The sequence below is a fragment of the Citrobacter sp. C5_2 genome (genome assembly GCF_014596845.2).
Classification (GTDB): domain Bacteria; phylum Pseudomonadota; class Gammaproteobacteria; order Enterobacterales; family Enterobacteriaceae; genus Citrobacter; species Citrobacter werkmanii.
The window spans coordinates 2,199,595-2,217,516 of sequence record NZ_CP115032.1 but is presented as its reverse complement, the minus strand read 5'-3'; the positions used below and the strand labels follow the sequence as shown (position 1 = coordinate 2,217,516).

Annotated in this window: 15 protein-coding genes and 3 pseudogenes; 10 read left to right on the top strand and 8 right to left on the bottom strand. The window is 47.2% G+C overall.

Annotated elements, in window-relative coordinates; translation table 11 throughout:
• Positions 1-16: 16 nt before the first annotated feature.
• The 4 genes from htpX to ICA20_RS10795 all read right to left on the bottom strand — a co-directional run bounded on the left by htpX (position 17) and on the right by ICA20_RS10795 (position 4,439).
• Positions 17-898 carry a protease HtpX gene (htpX, locus tag ICA20_RS10810; RefSeq protein WP_003034964.1) on the bottom strand — a complete coding sequence of 294 codons (882 nt, stop codon included), beginning with the start codon at positions 896-898 and terminating at the stop codon, positions 17-19.
• 192 nt (positions 899-1,090) lie between these two features.
• Entirely contained in the window at positions 1,091-3,139 is a 2,049-nt protein-coding gene (prc, locus tag ICA20_RS10805) for a carboxy terminal-processing peptidase (protein WP_038641299.1), read from the bottom strand.
• A gap of 19 nt (positions 3,140-3,158) precedes the next feature.
• Positions 3,159-3,845 carry an RNA chaperone ProQ gene (gene proQ / locus ICA20_RS10800; RefSeq protein ID WP_003833781.1) on the bottom strand — a complete coding sequence of 229 codons (687 nt, stop codon included), beginning with the start codon at positions 3,843-3,845 and terminating at the stop codon, positions 3,159-3,161.
• Positions 3,846-3,941: 96 nt separating this feature from the next.
• Positions 3,942-4,439, bottom strand: coding sequence for a GAF domain-containing protein (locus tag ICA20_RS10795; protein WP_038641301.1), 498 nt, complete (start codon positions 4,437-4,439; stop codon positions 3,942-3,944).
• Positions 4,440-4,567: 128 nt separating this feature from the next.
• Here ICA20_RS10795 and yebS point away from each other — a divergent pair, with 128 nt between their 5' ends.
• The 5 genes from yebS to ICA20_RS10770 all read left to right on the top strand — a co-directional run bounded on the left by yebS (position 4,568) and on the right by ICA20_RS10770 (position 10,585).
• Positions 4,568-5,851 (top strand): membrane integrity lipid transport subunit YebS, encoded by a 1,284-nt coding sequence (yebS, locus tag ICA20_RS10790; protein ID WP_038641303.1) that lies wholly within the window; start codon positions 4,568-4,570, stop codon positions 5,849-5,851.
• Positions 5,820-8,453 (top strand): PqiB family protein, encoded by a 2,634-nt coding sequence (locus tag ICA20_RS10785; RefSeq protein ID WP_038641305.1) that lies wholly within the window; start codon positions 5,820-5,822, stop codon positions 8,451-8,453. The genes yebS and ICA20_RS10785 overlap by 32 nt, the downstream gene beginning before the upstream one ends.
• A gap of 112 nt (positions 8,454-8,565) precedes the next feature.
• Positions 8,566-9,954: a 16S rRNA (cytosine(1407)-C(5))-methyltransferase RsmF gene (rsmF, locus tag ICA20_RS10780; RefSeq protein ID WP_038643223.1), complete on the top strand. Its 1,389-nt coding sequence runs from the start codon at positions 8,566-8,568 to the stop codon at positions 9,952-9,954.
• 100 nt (positions 9,955-10,054) lie between these two features.
• On the top strand, positions 10,055-10,291 hold the full coding sequence (locus ICA20_RS10775) for a YebV family protein (protein ID WP_029139506.1): 237 nt from the start codon (positions 10,055-10,057) through the stop codon (positions 10,289-10,291).
• Between the two features lie 102 nt (positions 10,292-10,393).
• Positions 10,394-10,585: a YebW family protein gene (locus tag ICA20_RS10770; protein ID WP_032939629.1), complete on the top strand. Its 192-nt coding sequence runs from the start codon at positions 10,394-10,396 to the stop codon at positions 10,583-10,585.
• Here ICA20_RS10770 and pphA read toward each other — a convergent pair whose 3' ends face one another.
• Together pphA and ICA20_RS10760 are read right to left on the bottom strand one after the other, a co-directional pair.
• On the bottom strand, positions 10,586-11,227 hold the full coding sequence (gene pphA / locus ICA20_RS10765; RefSeq protein ID WP_038641307.1) for a protein-serine/threonine phosphatase: 642 nt from the start codon (positions 11,225-11,227) through the stop codon (positions 10,586-10,588).
• A gap of 73 nt (positions 11,228-11,300) precedes the next feature.
• On the bottom strand, positions 11,301-12,581 hold the full coding sequence (locus ICA20_RS10760) for a hypothetical protein (RefSeq protein WP_038641309.1): 1,281 nt from the start codon (positions 12,579-12,581) through the stop codon (positions 11,301-11,303).
• Between the two features lie 653 nt (positions 12,582-13,234).
• Between ICA20_RS10760 and ICA20_RS10755 the strand changes: the two are divergent.
• Positions 13,235-13,330: pseudogene (locus ICA20_RS10755) on the top strand (SOS response-associated peptidase); the annotation flags it as partial.
• A gap of 112 nt (positions 13,331-13,442) precedes the next feature.
• On the opposite strand, the gene ICA20_RS10750 reads toward ICA20_RS10755, so the two are convergent.
• The gene (locus ICA20_RS10750) at positions 13,443-15,002 is read right to left on the bottom strand and encodes an EAL domain-containing protein (RefSeq protein ID WP_149282293.1); all 1,560 of its coding nucleotides are present in this window, start codon (positions 15,000-15,002) and stop codon (positions 13,443-13,445) included.
• A 290-nt stretch (positions 15,003-15,292) separates the two neighbouring features.
• Between ICA20_RS10750 and ICA20_RS10745 the strand changes: the two are divergent.
• Together ICA20_RS10745 and ICA20_RS10740 are read left to right on the top strand one after the other, a co-directional pair.
• Positions 15,293-15,415 (top strand): annotated as a pseudogene (locus ICA20_RS10745) (DinI-like family protein); the annotation flags it as partial.
• Between the two features lie 280 nt (positions 15,416-15,695).
• Positions 15,696-15,995: a putative quinol monooxygenase gene (locus ICA20_RS10740; protein ID WP_038641313.1), complete on the top strand. Its 300-nt coding sequence runs from the start codon at positions 15,696-15,698 to the stop codon at positions 15,993-15,995.
• A 52-nt stretch (positions 15,996-16,047) separates the two neighbouring features.
• On the opposite strand, the pseudogene ICA20_RS10735 reads toward ICA20_RS10740, so the two are convergent.
• Positions 16,048-16,362: pseudogene (locus tag ICA20_RS10735) on the bottom strand (recombinase family protein); the annotation flags it as partial.
• A gap of 323 nt (positions 16,363-16,685) precedes the next feature.
• Here ICA20_RS10735 and ICA20_RS10730 point away from each other — a divergent pair.
• Both ICA20_RS10730 and ICA20_RS10725 read left to right on the top strand, forming a co-directional pair.
• Positions 16,686-17,297, top strand: a complete 612-nt coding sequence (locus tag ICA20_RS10730) for a hypothetical protein (protein ID WP_038641316.1) — start codon at positions 16,686-16,688, stop codon at positions 17,295-17,297.
• A gap of 53 nt (positions 17,298-17,350) precedes the next feature.
• Positions 17,351-17,638: a hypothetical protein gene (locus ICA20_RS10725; protein WP_038641317.1), complete on the top strand. Its 288-nt coding sequence runs from the start codon at positions 17,351-17,353 to the stop codon at positions 17,636-17,638.
• Positions 17,639-17,922 lie beyond the last annotated feature (284 nt).

Here is a 17,922-nt window from a genome sequence, read left to right as displayed (position 1 = left end):
TCCAGACTTCTTCGGGTTACTTCAGGTATTCCCCACTACGCAGCGCTTCAATACGCTTATCCAACGGCGGGTGAGTCATAAACAGCTCACTCAACGATTTAGATTTACCGTTGATGCAGAACGCCATCATGCTGGTTGCTTCCTGCGGTTCATAGCTGGTTTTCAGACGCTGCAACGCGGCGATCATCTTCTCACGGCCGACCAGTTTGGCAGAACCGGCATCCGCATGGAATTCACGGTGGCGTGAGAACCACATGGTAATAATGCTGGCCAGAATACCAAACACCAGTTCCAGCACCGTCGCCACCGCAAAGTAGATTAATGGGTTACCGTTGCTGCCCTCGCCCTCATCGCGGTTACCGCCCATAAATCCGGCGGCAATTTGCGCCAGAATACGGGAGATAAAGATAACGAAGGTGTTGACCACCCCCTGAATGAGGGTCATGGTCACCATATCGCCATTGGCAATGTGGCTGATCTCGTGCGCGATAACTGCTTCGGCTTCGTCCGGGCTCATGTTTTGCAATAGGCCAGTACTCACAGCAACCAGCGAAGCATCCCGGCGCGCACCGGTAGCAAACGCGTTAATATCTGGCGCATGGTAGATTGCAACCTGCGGCATAGCGATACCAGCCTGACGGGCCTGATTCGCTACCGTATTCATCAGCCAGCGTTCTCTTTCATTACGGGGCTGTTCGATCACTTCCCCGCCAACGGACTTTAACGCCATCCATTTGGACATCAGCAGCGAAATGAAGGAACCACCAAAACCAAACAGCAGTGCCATGATCAACAAGCCTTGAACGCTGCTTGACTGAATCCCTGTCAGGCTCAATACCAGCCCGAAAACGACCATCACAGCCAGGTTCGTCAGCAGGAAGAGCGCGATTCGCATCATAATTTTCTTTTAACCTCAATTTAACAAAACGCACTATGCGATTACCCATATCGTATGGGTCTTATGGCTATTTTCAAGCATCCATAGGTGCTAAGTCACCAGAAAGACACAACTTTACATTTTATCGTATCAGACTGACGTCTTCATGCGGTTGTTAAAAAAACAGGCACAATTTCTTGTGCCTGTTGGAGGTTATTGACTGGTTGCGGGCTGTTCCGCTGGCTTCTCTTTTTCAAGATGCGCCAGGTCGAGCGCGATTTTTACCGTTTCATCCAGATACGGATCCGGCTCTTGGTAATCTTTCGGCAGATCGTCCAGTTTCTTCAACAACGGTTTGCCTTCACGCTTGAACCGGTCGTTGATGCGCGCCAGACGCAGTGCATCATCTTCGTTATTCTCTTTCTCACGCTGAGCGTAATTCAGAGAAGCAATGCTGCGCTTATCCTTCATCGCATTAAATCGCGCAATGTCCTTCATGATGTACTGGAACTCAGGATCGTTCGCGATACGTGCATTGTGCTCTTTTAGCAATTCAGGTCCAAATGGCGTCAGGTTATCAGACTTTGTATAGGTTGCCGCATCAATGCTATCCCACGGCAGCGCGTTATCTTCAAACTTTTCACCGGTTTCAGTTTCTTCATTACCTGTCGGCATGATGATATCCGGCGTAACGCCCTTACGCTGTGTACTGCCACCATTTACACGGTAGAATTTCTGGATCGTGTACTGAACGGAACCCAGTGCTGGCCATTCCGGACGCAGCATCTGATCGTAAATACGGTTCAGAGAACGATACTGCTGTACGGTACCCTTCCCAAAGGTCGGTTCACCGACGATCAGCGCACGGCCATAATCCTGCATTGCCGCGGCAAAAATTTCCGATGCCGAGGCACTGAAGCGATCGACTAACACCACCAGCGGACCTTTGTAATACACAACACCGTCGGTATCGCTGTCTTCACGCACTTTGCCGTTATTGTCACGAACCTGAACCACCGGGCCGGAAGGAATGAACAGACCAGAAAGCGAGACCGCTTCGGTCAGTGCGCCACCACCGTTAGTACGCAGATCGATAATCACGCTGCTGACATTCTGTTTTTCCAGTTTCTGCAGTTGAACTTTTACGTCATCCGTCAGGCCAACATAGAAACCAGGAATATCCAGTACGCCGACCTTTTCTTTGCCAACGGTTTTCACAGACATTTTAACAGCGCGGTCTTCGAGACGAATGCGTTCACGCGTTAGCGTGACAATGCGCGTCTTGGTGCCTTTACCAGCAGGCAGGATTTCGAGGCGAACTTTGCTGCCTTTAGGTCCTTTGATCAGCGCCACAACATCATCCAGACGCCAGCCAATCACATCGACCATGCCTTTTCCGGCCTGGCCCACGCCGACAATACGGTCGCCAACGCTTATCGCTTTGCTCTTGGCTGCCGGGCCGCCTGCCACCATGGAGTTAATGACGGTGTAGTCATCATCCATTTGCAGAACTGCGCCAATACCTTCCAGAGACAAGCTCATTTCAGTATTAAACTGTTCTGTGTTGCGCGGAGAAAGATAGTTAGTATGCGGGTCTATTTCACGAGCAAAAGCCGTCATCGCCAGTGAGAACACATCTTCACTGTTCGTCTGCGCCAGGCGGCGAATGGCAAATTTATAGCGACGTGTCAGCGTTTCGCGAATTTCCGCATCGGTTTTACCGGTCAGCTTCAGGCTGAGTTCGTCAAATTTTACTTTGCCGTCCCACAGCGCATTGAGCTCTGCTTCGCTCTTCGGCCAGGGAGCTTTGCTCCGGTCGAGGTTAAAGGTGTCAGTCCCGGTAAAATCCATTGGACGCGCCAGCACGCTTAGCGCGTACTGATATCGTTCAAATCGGCGTTTTTGCGCCAGATTATAAAGATCGTAAAAGACATCCAGCTTGCCCGTGCGCAGTTCATCGCCGAGGACAGTTTTCTTTTTTGCATACTGTTCGATATCGCTCGCCAACAGCACGTTATGGCTGTAGTCGAGCAGATTCAGATAGCGGTCAAAAATTTTTGCCGAAAACGCCTGATCCAGATCGAACTGGCGATAGTGTGAACGTGTAAAACGTGAAGTTACACGTTCACTCACCGTCGCATGCTGGGTTTCTTCCTTTAAAACGGGGATTTGATCGGCACGCGTGATGTCTTCTACAGCAAGTGCCTGGCCTGCTAATGCAAGCAGACCAGCTAACGCAGTAAGCCTAAAAAAAGTGTTCATGCCAGGCCTGGCCTCCGTTTCAGAACACCAGGTGTTCTGCGCGTACAATCAAAGACATACCCGAATTCAGCTGTACACGGACGCCATCTTTGGTGATTTCTAATACGGTGGCATCCATCGCATTATTACCTGCTTTCACCTTCAAGGACTGCCCTACCGTCAGCACTGAAATATCAGATACCGGGGTATGCTGTTCTTCACGAGGAGCACGCGGTGCTTTTGCTGCTGGTTTTTCAGCGCGAGGTTTACGTTCAGCCCCTTCTTTACGACGCGGAGCAGGACGCGGCTTACGCTCGCGACGCGGTGCGTCTTCTTTTTCGCCGGCAGCAGCGGCCGCTTCGCGTTTTTTCGCCTGTTGCTCTGCACGTTGCGCCTGAACGCGAGCTTTAGCTTCTTCCAGCTGTTTGCGAGCATGTTCAACATGTTGCTCATCCAACTCACCACATGGGTTGCCGTCGAGATCAACACGCGTTGCGCCCAATTTAACGCCATACAGATAGCGCCAGCTTGAAGTATAGAGACGTAAGGCAGAACGGAGCTGTGTCTTGCTGAGGTTCATTTCGCCCTCAACACGCTCTACCAAATCCTGAAAAATGCCAATTTTCAGTGGGCGCGCTTCGCCTTCAGCACTAAAACACTGCGGGAAGCGTTCGGCCAGAAACGCGATGACTTCTTTACTGCTATTCAACTTAGGTTGATTTTCCATGAAATTTCCTGATTACAACGGACGTAGCCAACAAGCGCAGGCATGAACAGGCGACATTATAATGACGTCATCAGTAATTGCTACGTTATCCGTTGATTATCCTGCGACGCTCGCAAAGAATTTTTTGTAATCCGTCGTTGCAAGCACGGTTTCAAGCTGTGCCACAAGCGTACGCAGCCCCTGTTCGTCTTCTTCAGTGAAGCGACCAAACGCAGTGCTATCAATATCCAGCACGCCGATTATCTGATTTTCAACGGTAACAGGCAGAACGATTTCCGCGTTGCTGGCGGCATCGCATGCGATGTGCCCGTCAAACGCGTGCACGTCTTCGATACGCTGCACCTGATTGCGCGCCACCGCGGTACCGCATACACCACGCCCTACCGGGATCCGCACACAGGCAATTTTGCCCTGGAAAGGGCCAAGTACCAGAGTCTCGCCCTCAAGCAGGTAAAAACCGGCCCAGTTTACTTGTGCAAGACGCTCGTACAACAATGCGCTGGTATTTGCCAGCGTTGCCAGAAAACTGGTTTCACCTGCCATTAATGCCTGAAAATCACGGTTCAGATCCGTGTATAGCTCTGATTTGTTCATTATGTAATCACTTAGTTGTCTTACTTAAAACTGCAGCCTACTAAAATAAACATTAAATGCGTTAATGCTCAAGATCATTCCCGTCATGAGTTAAGATAACATTACTTCAACATTTTGATACGCGATACATGGCCCTTACGACATCACGCATCACGCCAACTAAAAAAATAGCCATCAGGTCTATCGGCGAGGCACTACCGCGTGCACATTATCATCGTTGTCCTGAATGCGACCTGATATTCAGCTTGCCTAAAATGCGCTCGCACCAAAGCGCATTCTGCCCACGCTGTCAGGCAAAAATCCGTGACGGACGCGACTGGTCCTTAACGCGGCTGGCAGCAATGGCTGTCACCATGTTGCTGCTGATGCCCTTCGCCTGGGGAGAGCCGCTGTTACATATTTTTTTGCTCGGTGTACGCATTGACGCCAATGTGATGCAGGGTATCTGGCAAATGACCCGCCAGGGCGACCCACTCACCGCATCTTTCGTGCTATTTTGCGTTGCGGGCGCGCCGATTATTCTCGTTACCTCAATCGCTTATCTGTGGTTTGGTAATATTCTCGGGATGAACCTGCGTCCGGTGCTACTGATGCTGGAAAGGCTCAAAGAGTGGGTGATGCTCGATATCTATCTTGTGGGTATCGGCGTCGCGTCAATTAAAGTTCAGGACTATGCTTATTTGCAACCTGGGGTGGGACTGTTTGCTTTTATTGCGCTGGTGATCCTCAGTATCTTGACGTTATCGCACCTCAACGTAGAACAGCTTTGGGACCGTTTTTACCCACAAAGGCCTGCTCGTCGGCCCGATGAAAAGCTTCGCGTTTGCCTTGGTTGCCACTTTACAGGGTATCCGGACGCCCGCGGTCGCTGCCCTCGTTGCCACATACCGTTGCGCTGGCGCAGAAATCAAAGTATTCAAAAATGTTGGGCTGCTCTGCTGGCCTCAATTGTCCTGCTGCTGCCTGCGAACCTCCTGCCTATCTCGATTATTTATGTCAATGGCTCCCGGCAGGAAGACACGATCATGTCAGGCATACTGTCTCTGGCGAACAGTAATATCGGCGTGGCGGCGATCGTGTTTATTGCCAGTATTCTGGTGCCATTCACCAAAGTGATTGTGATGTTTACGTTGCTCATCAGCATTCATTTTAAATGTGAGCAAGGATTGCGTACCCGCATCAAACTACTGCGCATAGTGACCTGGATTGGTCGCTGGTCAATGCTGGATCTTTTTGTTATCGCTTTAACCATGTCGCTGATTAATCGCGATCAGATACTTGCTTTTACTATGGGACCGGCTGCGTTTTATTTCGGCGCAGCGGTAATATTGACTATTCTTGCAGTGGAATGGCTGGACAGCCGCTTACTTTGGGATGCACATGAGTCAGGAAACGCCCGCTTCGCAGACTGAAGCGCAGATTAAAACAAAACGTCGTATCTCCCCGTTCTGGCTGCTGCCGTTCATCGCATTGATGATTGCAGGATGGCTTATCTGGGGAAGCTATGAAGATCGCGGTAATACCGTAACCATTGACTTTATGTCGGCGGACGGCATTGTGCCTGGCCGTACCCCTGTTCGCTATCAGGGCGTCGAAGTGGGCACGGTGCAGGACATCAACCTCAGCAAAGACCTGCGTAAAATTGAAGTCCGCGTCAGCATCAAATCAAATATGAAAGATGCACTGCGCAAAGATACCCAGTTCTGGCTGGTCACACCGAAAGCGTCACTGGCGGGGGTTTCCGGCCTGGATGCGTTAGTTGGCGGCAACTATATCGGCATGATGCCCGGAACCGGCGAGCCAGAGGATCATTTCGTCGCGCTCGATACGCAGCCGAAATACCGTCTGAACAATGGCGATTTGATGCTGCACCTGCGGGCCCCCGACCTCGGTTCGCTTAATAGCGGCTCGCTGGTTTATTTCCGCAAAATCCCGGTAGGTAGGGTCTATGACTACACCATTAATCCAAATAATCAGGGCGTAACCATCGACGTGCTGATTGAACGTCGCTTTACCAATCTGGTGAAAAAAGGCAGCCGTTTCTGGAACGTATCAGGGGTAGACGCGGATGTCAGCCTCAGCGGCGCCAAAGTGAAACTGGAGAGTCTGGCTGCGCTGGTAAATGGCGCCATTGCCTTTGACTCACCGGAAGATTCGCAACCCGCCGTTGCCGACGACACGTTTGGTTTGTATCAGGATCTCGCACACAGCCAGCGCGGCGTGATCGTTAAGCTCGACTTACCCAGCGGCGACGGACTGAAAGCAGGCTCAACTTCGCTGATGTATCAAGGATTAGAAGTCGGTCAACTGACCAAACTGGATTTAAATCCGGGCGGGAAAGTCACCGGTGAGATGACGGTCGATCCCAGCGTCGTCACGCTATTGCGCGACAACACGCGTATTGAATTACACAGCCCTAAATTATCATTAAGCGATGCGAATCTCAGTTCGCTGCTGACGGGCAAAACATTCGAACTGATACCTGGCGAGGGCGAGCCGCGTAACCAGTTTGCGGTGATTCCTGCAGAGCAATCATTGCTACACGATCCGGGCGTCATGACGCTGACGCTGACCGCGCCGGAAAGTTACGGTATTGATGCCGGCCAACCGCTTATTCTTCACGGCGTACAGGTCGGTCAGGTGATTGAGCGCACGCTCTCCAGCAAAGGCGTTTCGTTTACCGTCGCCATCGAACCGCAGCATCGCGCGCTGGTGCAAGGCGACAGTAAGTTTGTGGTCAACAGTCGGGTCGATGTCAAAGTTGGGCTTGATGGCGTGGAGTTTCTTGGCGCCAGCGCCAGTGAGTGGATCAGCGGCGGCATTCGTATTTTGCCTGGTACAAAAGGTGAAATGAAAAAAAGCTACCCGCTGTATGCCAACCTGGAAAAAGCGATTGAGAACAGCCTGAGCGATCTGCCAACCACCACGGTCAGCCTGAGTGCCGAGACGCTGCCCGATGTGCAGGCCGGTTCGGTGGTGTTGTATCGTAAATTCGAAGTCGGTGAAGTGATTAGCGTTCGTCCACGCGCCGATGCGTTTGATATCGATCTGCATATCAAACCGGAATATCGCAACCTGCTGACCAGCAACAGCGTATTCTGGGCCGAGGGCGGCGCCAAGGTTCAGCTTAACGGCAGCGGTTTAACCGTTCAGGCTTCTCCCCTGTCGCGAGCGATTAAAGGCGCAATAAGCTTCGATAACCTGAGCGGCGCCAGCGCCAGCCAACGCAAAGGCGACAAGCGGATTCTGTATGCGTCAGAAACCGCTGCCCGTGCGGTGGGCGGCCAGATAACCCTGCACGCTTTCGATGCCGGTAAACTGGCGGCCGGGATGCCGATTCGCTATCTGGGAATCGATATTGGCCAGATCCAGACGCTTGAGCTGATCACTGCCCGTAACGAAGTTCAGGCCAAAGCGGTACTGTATCCGGAGTACGTACAGACCTTTGCGCGTAGCGGCACACGCTTCTCCGTGATTACCCCGCAAATATCAGCAGCCGGCGTGGAGCATTTAGATACCATCTTACAGCCGTATATCAACGTTGAACCTGGCCGCGGTAACCCGCGCCGTGATTTTGAGCTGCAGGAAGCTACTATCACCGACTCTCGTTACCTCGATGGTCTGAGTATTGTGGTGGAAGCACCGGAAGCGGGTTCATTAAACATCGGTACGCCAGTTCTGTTCAGAGGTATTGAGGTGGGGACCGTCACCGGGTTGACGCTCGGCTCCCTTTCCGATCGCGTGATGATCGCTATGCGCATCAGCCAGCGCTATCAGCATCTGGTGCGTAACAACTCTGTATTCTGGCTGGCATCCGGCTACAGTCTCGACTTCGGCCTGACCGGCGGCGTCGTGAAGACCGGTACCTTTAATCAGTTCATTCGCGGTGGGATCGCCTTTGCAACCCCGCCGGGTACGCCACTGGCCCCGAAAGCACAGGCTGGTAAGCACTTCCTGTTGCAGGAAAGCGAACCGAAAGAGTGGCGTGAATGGGGAACCGCCCTGCCACGATAACCTCTCCCTTTGCTCCGGCGTGCTCGCGCCGGAGCACTTATGCTACACTGCGCACCTGTTTTTTTGCCGGTGGTACCAAGTGGCTTATTTTCCCGACGCCTTTCTGACACAAATGCGTGAAGCAATGCCTTCCACGCTCTCATTCGATGATTTTCTCGCTGCCTGCCAGCGTCCGCTGCGCCGTAGCATCCGCGTCAATACGCTGAAAATCTCTGTTGCCGATTTCCTCACTCTGACAGCGCCATATAACTGGTCGCTCACCCCTGTTCCATGGTGTGCTGAAGGCTTCTGGATTGAACGCGATGATGAAACGTCACTGCCGCTCGGCAGCACCGCAGAACATTTAAGCGGCCTGTTTTATATTCAGGAAGCCAGCTCAATGTTGCCAGTCGCCGCGCTGTTTGCCGATGGCAATACCCCGGAACGCGTAATGGATGTCGCGGCAGCTCCCGGCTCCAAAACCACGCAAATTGCCGCCAAAATGAATAATCAGGGCGTGATTCTGGCGAATGAGTTTTCCGCCAGTCGCGTCAAAGTCCTGCATGCTAATATCAGCCGTTGCGGTATCAACAATGTCGCCCTGACCCATTTTGACGGGCGGGTATTCGGCGCGGCATTACCAGAAACATTCGATGCCATATTGCTGGATGCTCCATGTTCCGGCGAAGGCGTGGTACGTAAAGATCCCGATGCGCTGAAAAACTGGTCCATAGAAAGTAATCTGGAAATTGCCGCAACCCAGCGTGAGCTCCTCGACAGCGCATTTCACGCTCTGCGTCCCGGCGGCACATTGGTTTATTCAACCTGTACGCTGAACCGTGACGAAAACGAAGCCATTATGCAGTGGTTGATTGAAACCTACCCGGATGCCGTTGAATTTTTACCGTTGGGCGATTTATTCCCGGAGGCTGAACGCGCCCTGACGCCGGAAGGATTCCTGCATGTGTTCCCGCAGATCTACGATTGTGAAGGATTCTTCGTCGCGCGTTTGCGCAAAACGGCCGCCATTCCTGCGCTACCCTCACCGAAATATAAAGTGGGTAACTTCCCGTTCAGCCCGCTGAAAGGACGTGAATCCGCGCTTGTTGCCCAGGCCGCTAACGCCTGCGGATTACAATGGGCAGACAATTTACGCCTGTGGCAGCGCGATAAAGAGATCTGGTTATTTCCGACAGAGATTGAACCCCTGATTGGCAAAGTTCGTTTTTCCCGGCTCGGGGTTAAACTGGCTGAGACCCACAACAAAGGGTATCGTTGGCAGCATGAAGCCGTCATCGCCCTCGCCGATCCAGGCCATAGCCATGCGTTCGAACTGAGCCTTGCCGAAGCGGAAGAGTGGTATCGCGGTAGAGATGTTTATCCGCAAACTTCACCCACAACTGACGACGTGTTGGTTACCTTCCAGCATCAGCCGATCGGCCTGGCAAAGCGTATTGGATCGCGATTGAAAAATAGCTATCCACGCGATCTTGTCCGAGATGGCAAACTCTTTACAGGATAACGCACGTTTTGACTGGCGCTTTTGCTAACGTTGACTACGCTGAAAAATGGACGGCCTAACTGGTCTTACCACAATCAGCAGATAAACGGAGAGCACGATGATGAAAACCAGTGTGCGCATTGGCGCTTTTGAAATCGACGACGCCGAGTTGCATGGCGAATCGCCGGGGGACCGAACGTTAACCATTCCATGTAAATCCGATCCGGATTTATGTATGCAACTGGACGCCTGGGATGCCGACACCAGCGTCCCGGCCCTTCTGAATGGAGAACATTCTGTTCTGTTTCGCGAGCACTACGATCGTAAGTCAGATGCCTGGATCATGCGCCTTGCCTGATTCAAAAAGAACCCGTCGCCAGACGGGTTATTTCCTGGCTAATTTCCCTCATCTATCAACATCTTCTACACTAGAGGTATGGCTTTACCATTAGAGGATGGAATGTTCACGCTGGTTCTTTTTGTGTGCTACCTTGACGGCGGTTGTGAAGATATCGTGGTTGATGTCTACAAAACTGAGCAGCAATGCCTTGTATCGATGGACGATCAGCGCATTCGTAACGGCGGATGTTTACCTGCGGACGATTATATCGACAGCTTCTGGCGTCCGGCCCAGGAATACAGTGATTTCTGATTATTGCAGTTGCACCAGCGTTAATTCGCCGCCAAATACCGCACCGGTATCAATATAGTGCAGATTGTCGCGATCCAACCGATGCCGCAGCGGCGTATGGCCAAACCAAAAGTGATCCGCGCCGCGTATGCCGTTACCATTGTTCATCAACCGCGCACGATCCCACAGCACCCGCTGTAAATCGACCTCTTTTTGCCACTGGTAATCATCATCCGGGTAATCAGCATGAGCAACAACGTGTATACCACTCCGGCAGCGTAGTTCCAGAATCCAGGGTAACTTTCGGCACGCTTCCAGTGCTAACCTCGCCGCGGGCTGATCCGCGTGAGCAAACCACGCGCCGCCGTTCATAAACCACGACAGTTGCTCCCCCGTCGCCAGTGCATCCAACGCCATCTGCTCATGATTGCCCCTGACTGCCACAATCCAGCGTTTACGCATCAGGCGCAGGCAACGGAGACTGTCAGGGCCACGGTCGATAACATCGCCCACTGAAACCAACAGATCCTGCCAGGGATCAAAATGGCACTGGCGCAGTTTTGCCATCAATAAAGAGAAGCAACCGTGGAGATCCCCAACGACCCAGACGTGTCGCCAGTTTGTTGCTACGATCCGCTGGTAGATTTTGTCAGGCTGTCCCATTTGACCTCCTGCATACAAATATTACCCTTCACTTAATTAAACCATAGCAGCAAAATTCCGAACGATGCTGGTGTCACGACCCTATGTGAGCAGCCCGCCTAACAGGCACCTGGGCAACAGCTTCCAGCTCTTCTTCCAGTTCTGTAACAATAGATTGCAGGTCATAAGTGGGTGCATTTCGCGTGCTGGCTCTTTCTTCTCTTTTATGTTTGCTAGTTATTTTTTTATAAAAATCAATAACCTCAGGTATGTCTGCTGTGATTTTTTTCACGTCATTATCATGGTAAAAGAGCAGTGGCGGCCCCCCCTGGGTATTAAATGCAACGGCCTTTAATGGTGTCAGCTCCATAGCTTCAATAAATCCTTTATCACAGCTTAAAATTCCAGGGAAAAAATACCGTTGATCATTTCCGGTATTGAAGGTAATAGCTTGTTCTAAATATCTGCAATGAGTAAGGTCCCATGCCATCCCATGTAAAGCTGGCCACATATTTTTTGATTTTTTATGTATCTTGTTAAAAAATCTAAATCGAGTTCCTCTTTTAAAGAACTCACTTGCAAGAATCAGCTCTCTTGTGGCCAGAAAACCGACTTTGTTGTGTGCAAAAATTAACAGATCGATAAGTTTATTCTTGAGCGATCTGGCGGGTGATTTGATTTGGATGATACTCATCATAAGAAGGTAAGCGTATATACTATCATGTCGATTTCGTAGCGCACGCCTGAACTCAGAATCCTTGTGTTTAGCAAGCATAGAATTAAAATGCCTGTCAGTTTTAAGAAAAAGCTCACTTTGTGATATTTTTGATGTCAATTTCCCGGTATTTCCCGTTTTGATGAAATCTACATCCTTTATAAACTCGTAACCTAACAATTTATCAAATATTTTATGATGGTTTTCTTTTACATCTAAATTTTTAAGATTCTCCAGTTCATACAATACAGAATCTACCTGAGTATTTTTATGGGAAATAAAATTGAATATTTCTTCAATGTCATCATCTAAACCTGAGACCTTTCCGTTAATATAAGGCCGCAAATAGCTTAATGCCTGGCTATCAAGGGATATTGAGTAGTCTATTTTAAAAGTAGAGCAGCGTTTATCACTAAACATTTCTTCTATCGTTTGAGGATCCATGACGAACACGTTTTCATCATTGAATAAAGAACGAATAGATGCTCCGTTTTCGAACTTTTTGTTAGTTTGAAAGCCCGGATATGGACCTTTAGGAGACGAAAATACAAATTTATATTCAGGTATTAACTGATAGACATTAGTGTAGAGATTCAATGAGGAAGAGAGATCGTCTGCATTACCAATTTCCATCACCAGCCATTCTTTAAACTTATCCATTTCTTCTGTCTCTTTACTGTGAGTCTAAGTCCCGAGTCAGTGGTGAGAACTTCACCTATTGATGAAGAAGTATACCGCTATCGGTACAAGCGAGTCCAAACGTCTGAGGGAACAAGAACCCACTGAAAACACTGACACATACGTCATGCACACTCCTGGATACGAGGAAAAACAGCACCCAGCCCTGTTCTTTTTCTCTGCAAATACACTGTGAATGTTAAAAACTGTGTGGTATAACGAAGCAATCCCAAATACGGATATGTGGACAAATTTCGGAAATTTTTGGACATGACGTTCTAACTTATTGAAATGAAATCCGCATAAAAAGAGACCGAATACGATTCCTGTTTACAAATCAAAACGTAATAACCTATAAACTTCAATATGTTAACACCAAAAAACCACTAAAAAACACCTCCTGATACTTACTAATGCACCCATTCAAGATCAATCAGTTGCTATTGGTTTCGTGGCGTCGTCGGGAAAAATTCGGGATCGCATTGTTCCAGCATCTACATATTTTTAAGAATTCATCAATTCACAAAACCATCATTCCAATTTACCTTACAAGCTCCTTTTTAAATCATTACCGGTGCGCACCACTTTTTCTTCCTGCCCTATACTTTCAGTCTGACATATGGCTGGAGGTTTCTATGTGTGGACGTTTTTTACAGTCAATGACGCGTGAAGATTATCTTGCCCTGCTCGCTGATGAATCAGAACGCGACATTTCACTCAATCTCGAACCAACTAGTCAACTATATTCGGCACGAGATATTAAAGTTCAGCTGTTAAATTTATATGGTACACGGTTACACGTATCTTATATAAAATTAAACAATAAAAACAATGAAATACATATTAAACCCCATTAATATCATTTACTAACTTTGTCAATTTATCTATAGATAGTGGCTGTGAGTAATACCATCCTTGGACACCGCACTCAGGGAACATTTCAGTTAAATATTTCACCTGAGTTGATGTCTCGACACCTTCGAAAACGACTTTGTTAGTTATATCTTTAAAAATCTCCACCAATCCTGATACGATATTATTATTTACAGAGGGTTCACCAATAGAATCTGTAATTGACTTATCAATTTTAATTTCATCTATTTGTAAATTTGATAGCCAGTTTAAATTTGAATGACCAGTCCCGAAATCATCAATAGCTATTGATATACCTTTATTATTAAATAAAGAAATAACCTTTTGGAGGGAATTTATTTCCGCGCTCTGCCTTTCTGTTAACTCCATCATTATCATACCAGGTTTTATATTTGATTCATCAATCATCTGAAACACTTTTTCTTGAAATGATTCCGACAGAAGGTCTTGAGAACTAACATTAATGCTTATAAAAATATCAAATTCCTCAGAAAGAGACATGGTTTGCTTTACTACCATTCGAAATACAAAATCACTTATTCCCTGGATTAAACCATGCTTCTCTGCAATAGGGATAAAAATATCAGGAGGAATGCTACCAATATCATGATCATCCCATCTAATTAGTGCTTCCACACCAATAATTTTTCCGGTTTTTATTTTATAAATAGGTTGATACACAAGATATAATGATTCGCTTCTTATCGCATTTTTTAATCTTGAAACTAATGATTGCTTACGTGCAACTCTTTGATTATAAAAACCACCCAGAAGAACACCGGTCGCAATAGATGTAAAGGAAATCAACAACATCGTTAACCAACTATCGAAACTCATCCACGGAAATTTAACTCCCCCCATGACACAGATATTATTATTTTTATTACAGCTTTGCGTGGTAATAAGTCCTAGTTGGTAGGATTTATCATGCTGAGCCTCTTCAAGAAGATCGACCTGCTCACCAAGTTTGAACAAATGAAGCGAATGATCTCTGTCACCTACAATTGCAGAAAACCCCTTCTCTTCATGGTCTGTAACAAATCTATTAAATGCAAATGGTGAAATCGTTATGGCTAATTTTTGATTGCTTAGCAAATCAGCTTTTACATTATTTTCCAGTAACACACCAAAAAACCAAGTTACATTGTCCTTTTCAACTTTTCTATCATAGATATTGAGAAGCAATGGTGCTGGCAACACTCCCCATAAAGCACTACATATGACTGCACCATTTGAAATAAATGATATATCTTTTATAAGAGCATAGGGCCATAAGGCCACTCTTAGAGCATGAAGTTGTAGTTCACTACAAGGACTATAAGCATTAAATATTTCATAACTATCATTTATTTTATCAATCTGTTGAATGAGACTAACGCTTCTATTCAAAACTCGTTCTGTATATGATGCAATCCTCTCCTTGTATATATAATACATTGAAATCTCAGATAATGAGAAAAAAATAAAAAATGAAAACATGATTGATATCACATAAGGCTTAATTCGTTTTAAATTGTGGTTATTCTTCACGCCGACCTCTTTATATGCCTGACCCTATGTAACAACATACATTCTACTATCTTTCGTGAATCAAATACATACAGTTAAAACAGATTATCGGCTAAAACAAATATTTCTTTATGTTTTTTATTAGAAAAGAACGTTATAAAATAACGCAAAACCACATCCAAGTTAGATTTGTGTTTGCATTTTAGCCAAATAAGTGGCACTTCATCTTGTATTCATAGGTCTAATGTAAAGGATGTAATTCTAAGGGAAATAAGTGTGAAACCGCGCCTTTTCCCGATACTGGTACTTGGGTAAAACCGATGATGACGCTGCCGGCGATCAACACTGACGCCAGCAAGCATGAGAAAGAACAGCTAAGCCGTACTGTTCAGGAAATGTTTGAAGAGGCTGATATGTGGCTGGTTCAGGACTGAAGCACTATTGCCCACGTACGTGGGCTTTGAGGAAAATCAGTAACTCCGCGACCAAGTCTTCAAATCAGGTTGGATACTCCATAGATAGTTGTATTAAGTGATTAGCGGTTACACGCATTTTGATGTATTAACTCAGACTTGATCTGACGGTTTTCACTGGCAGCACACAATCAAATCTGACAGGCTGCTTTGAGCGAGCAGCGGACATTCTGTTTGAAATAGCCCTTCAGGCTGGCATTATCCATCAAAAGCCCTGGACATTTTTAATGAAGGAGTTCGCATGCTAAAGGTCATTGCCGAAGATTTTATCAAACCCGAGTGCGTCGACACCGTTCTCCCTTTATACCGCGAGCTCATCGCAGCAACGAAACGAGAGCCTCTGTGTATTGCTTATGATTTGTATCGAGATGAAAAGAATCCGGGGCATTTTATTTTTATTGAAGAATGGCCTTACCGGGCGGCACTCGATGCACATTGCGCCAGCGAGCATTTCACTCGGCTTGTGCCTTTGATTGATCAATACGCGCGTAAAGCGGCGCAGTATATACTTATGGATGGTCTGGTGGACCCTGAGAGATAAGGTCCGCTTCTGGCACATAGCAACCGGTCCAGCCAAGCACTTAGAGTTATTGCTACCCTCCCTTTACCCGGAGTGTGGTTTGCCGGGTATTATTGGATCCCTGTGCGATGGCCCTAATACTAACTCCAGTGTGATTCCATATAGTAACCATAACTGACTGCTCTTCATTTAGTGCAGAAGGACGTCCAAACTGTTTACCGGCTGTTTTTACTCGCACACGTTCATGCCGCAATTAACTTTCAAATTCAGCAACAGCCGAGATAACTTGCATAGTCATTCTTCCGGCAGCGTTTGCCAGACCAATACCTTAGGGGGCCGGGCAATGAACTCGAATGTCTGACGCAGGCAGTAGTCCATTAGTTCTCCTTGGCTGTCTGTACAAAATAACTTTTATCGTATGATATTTTATGTTTCCTAAGCCATCAGATCGCAAGCAAAACCGGAGTAAGTGTAATCCGTGCTGAAGTGCTGGATAAAAACCCTACCATCTCTATCCCGGATGCAGTCAAGATGGAAGCTATTTCCAATGCTCGCTCGGTGTGCCATACGCAGCGGGTTTATTTTGACTTAACACTTAACTTTCTGATTTGTTGTAGTTACGCTATGATGATTATATTACATATATGAATACCAAAATTTCAGTTAAGTACAACAACAAGCATAATACCAATTAAAATTCGAGGGTTAACAATGAGCGTCAGAAGAGATAGCGACGGTAAATATGTGACAAGTGAACAGCCTTTTAAGCAGTATGATGAAAAGTGGCGCGCTGATAATGCTGCTACCTGGGAAGCTCCAAGCCAACCAAACCAGCCTGTTAACAACTCATGGGGTAGTATCCAGCAACCCACATCAACATCTACGTCAATGTCTTATGAAGACCAACTGGCTTTCGCCAGCGGCGCGCGAAAAGTTCTTGCCTTAATTATTATCTGGTTTACGCTATGGGGCGTTATCTTAATACCAGGACTACAGGCTTCGCAAATGCTCATATATGCGGGTGGGCTTACCTCAATCCTGGGAAGAATAATTTTCTCGATCCTTTTCAGTGTTTATTCCATCCTGTTTGCCCCTCTTCAGTTTGCTTACCTCTTTGATGTAGACCTGGGAATGCGATTGCTCATTCAACTTGGGATGATAGTTGTACTGTCATTTCTGGTATTTAAATTCTGGCAGAAGTTAAAGAAAAAAATATTGTATAGTGTCGCTATTATTGCAGTACTGGCATATATAGCCGTTGGGCTAGTGTCACTTAATAGTGGACTTTGGGAATCATTTAAGTTTTTCCCGTATCTGAGTTAGTAGTTCCGTCTTTACCTTATTGTGGCACGTAGCATAATGAAGAAGAGAAACTGATGAAAAAATCGTTGCTGGTAATAGTTCTGCTTGGGTTAAGTGCATCGGCAGCAGCCGGGGAAGCACACTTTTGTGGCTCCCCTGAAGTTAGCGCGATCGAAACAGGGCGTCATGATGTTAATGACAGTACCGTTTTTACTTGCGGTGGAGGGATCAAAGGCACCCTGCCCGAACTAGCAAAACAGGGTTGGAAAGTTGTGCAAGTGAGCGATCAGATGGCATCATCATCTTCGTCTGATCCGAGTAAATCCACTGTCTATTCACGGTTGATAATACAGAAAGACTGACAACGCATGTTTTCTTAAGGACCAACCAAACTCCGTCAACTGGCAGAGTTTGGTTGTAACTCTGAGTTTCTAACTTGTGGTTTTCACCAGCATCGGAACCTGTTTTGCCACCTTGCTCGAAGCCACCTTCTAGTTCAGTCAAAAAACACTCTGTCTGTTTGTCTTATCTTAAATATATCTGAAATGCAGCCCAACCAATAACCCGTTTTAGTGATGTTAAGTTTCCGATTTTCTGAGAAATAAAAATTGTCGGAGTAATCTATTAACCAACTAAAGAAATTGAA

Bases quoted from the DNA above. Each gene is read 5' to 3' on its own strand.
- htpX (WP_003034964.1), bottom strand. From the start codon at position 898: ATGATGCGAATCGCGCTCTTCCTGCTGACGAACCTGGCTGTGATGGTC.
- prc (WP_038641299.1), bottom strand. From the start codon at position 3,139: ATGAACACTTTTTTTAGGCTTACTGCGTTAGCTGGTCTGCTTGCATTA.
- proQ (WP_003833781.1), bottom strand. From the start codon at position 3,845: ATGGAAAATCAACCTAAGTTGAATAGCAGTAAAGAAGTCATCGCGTTT.
- ICA20_RS10795 (WP_038641301.1), bottom strand. From the start codon at position 4,439: ATGAACAAATCAGAGCTATACACGGATCTGAACCGTGATTTTCAGGCA.
- yebS (WP_038641303.1), top strand. From the start codon at position 4,568: ATGGCCCTTACGACATCACGCATCACGCCAACTAAAAAAATAGCCATC.
- ICA20_RS10785 (WP_038641305.1), top strand. From the start codon at position 5,820: ATGAGTCAGGAAACGCCCGCTTCGCAGACTGAAGCGCAGATTAAAACA.
- rsmF (WP_038643223.1), top strand. From the start codon at position 8,566: ATGCGTGAAGCAATGCCTTCCACGCTCTCATTCGATGATTTTCTCGCT.
- ICA20_RS10775 (WP_029139506.1), top strand. From the start codon at position 10,055: ATGAAAACCAGTGTGCGCATTGGCGCTTTTGAAATCGACGACGCCGAG.
- ICA20_RS10770 (WP_032939629.1), top strand. From the start codon at position 10,394: ATGTTCACGCTGGTTCTTTTTGTGTGCTACCTTGACGGCGGTTGTGAA.
- pphA (WP_038641307.1), bottom strand. From the start codon at position 11,227: ATGGGACAGCCTGACAAAATCTACCAGCGGATCGTAGCAACAAACTGG.
- ICA20_RS10760 (WP_038641309.1), bottom strand. From the start codon at position 12,581: ATGGATAAGTTTAAAGAATGGCTGGTGATGGAAATTGGTAATGCAGAC.
- ICA20_RS10740 (WP_038641313.1), top strand. From the start codon at position 15,696: ATGCTAAAGGTCATTGCCGAAGATTTTATCAAACCCGAGTGCGTCGAC.
- ICA20_RS10730 (WP_038641316.1), top strand. From the start codon at position 16,686: ATGAGCGTCAGAAGAGATAGCGACGGTAAATATGTGACAAGTGAACAG.
- ICA20_RS10725 (WP_038641317.1), top strand. From the start codon at position 17,351: ATGAAAAAATCGTTGCTGGTAATAGTTCTGCTTGGGTTAAGTGCATCG.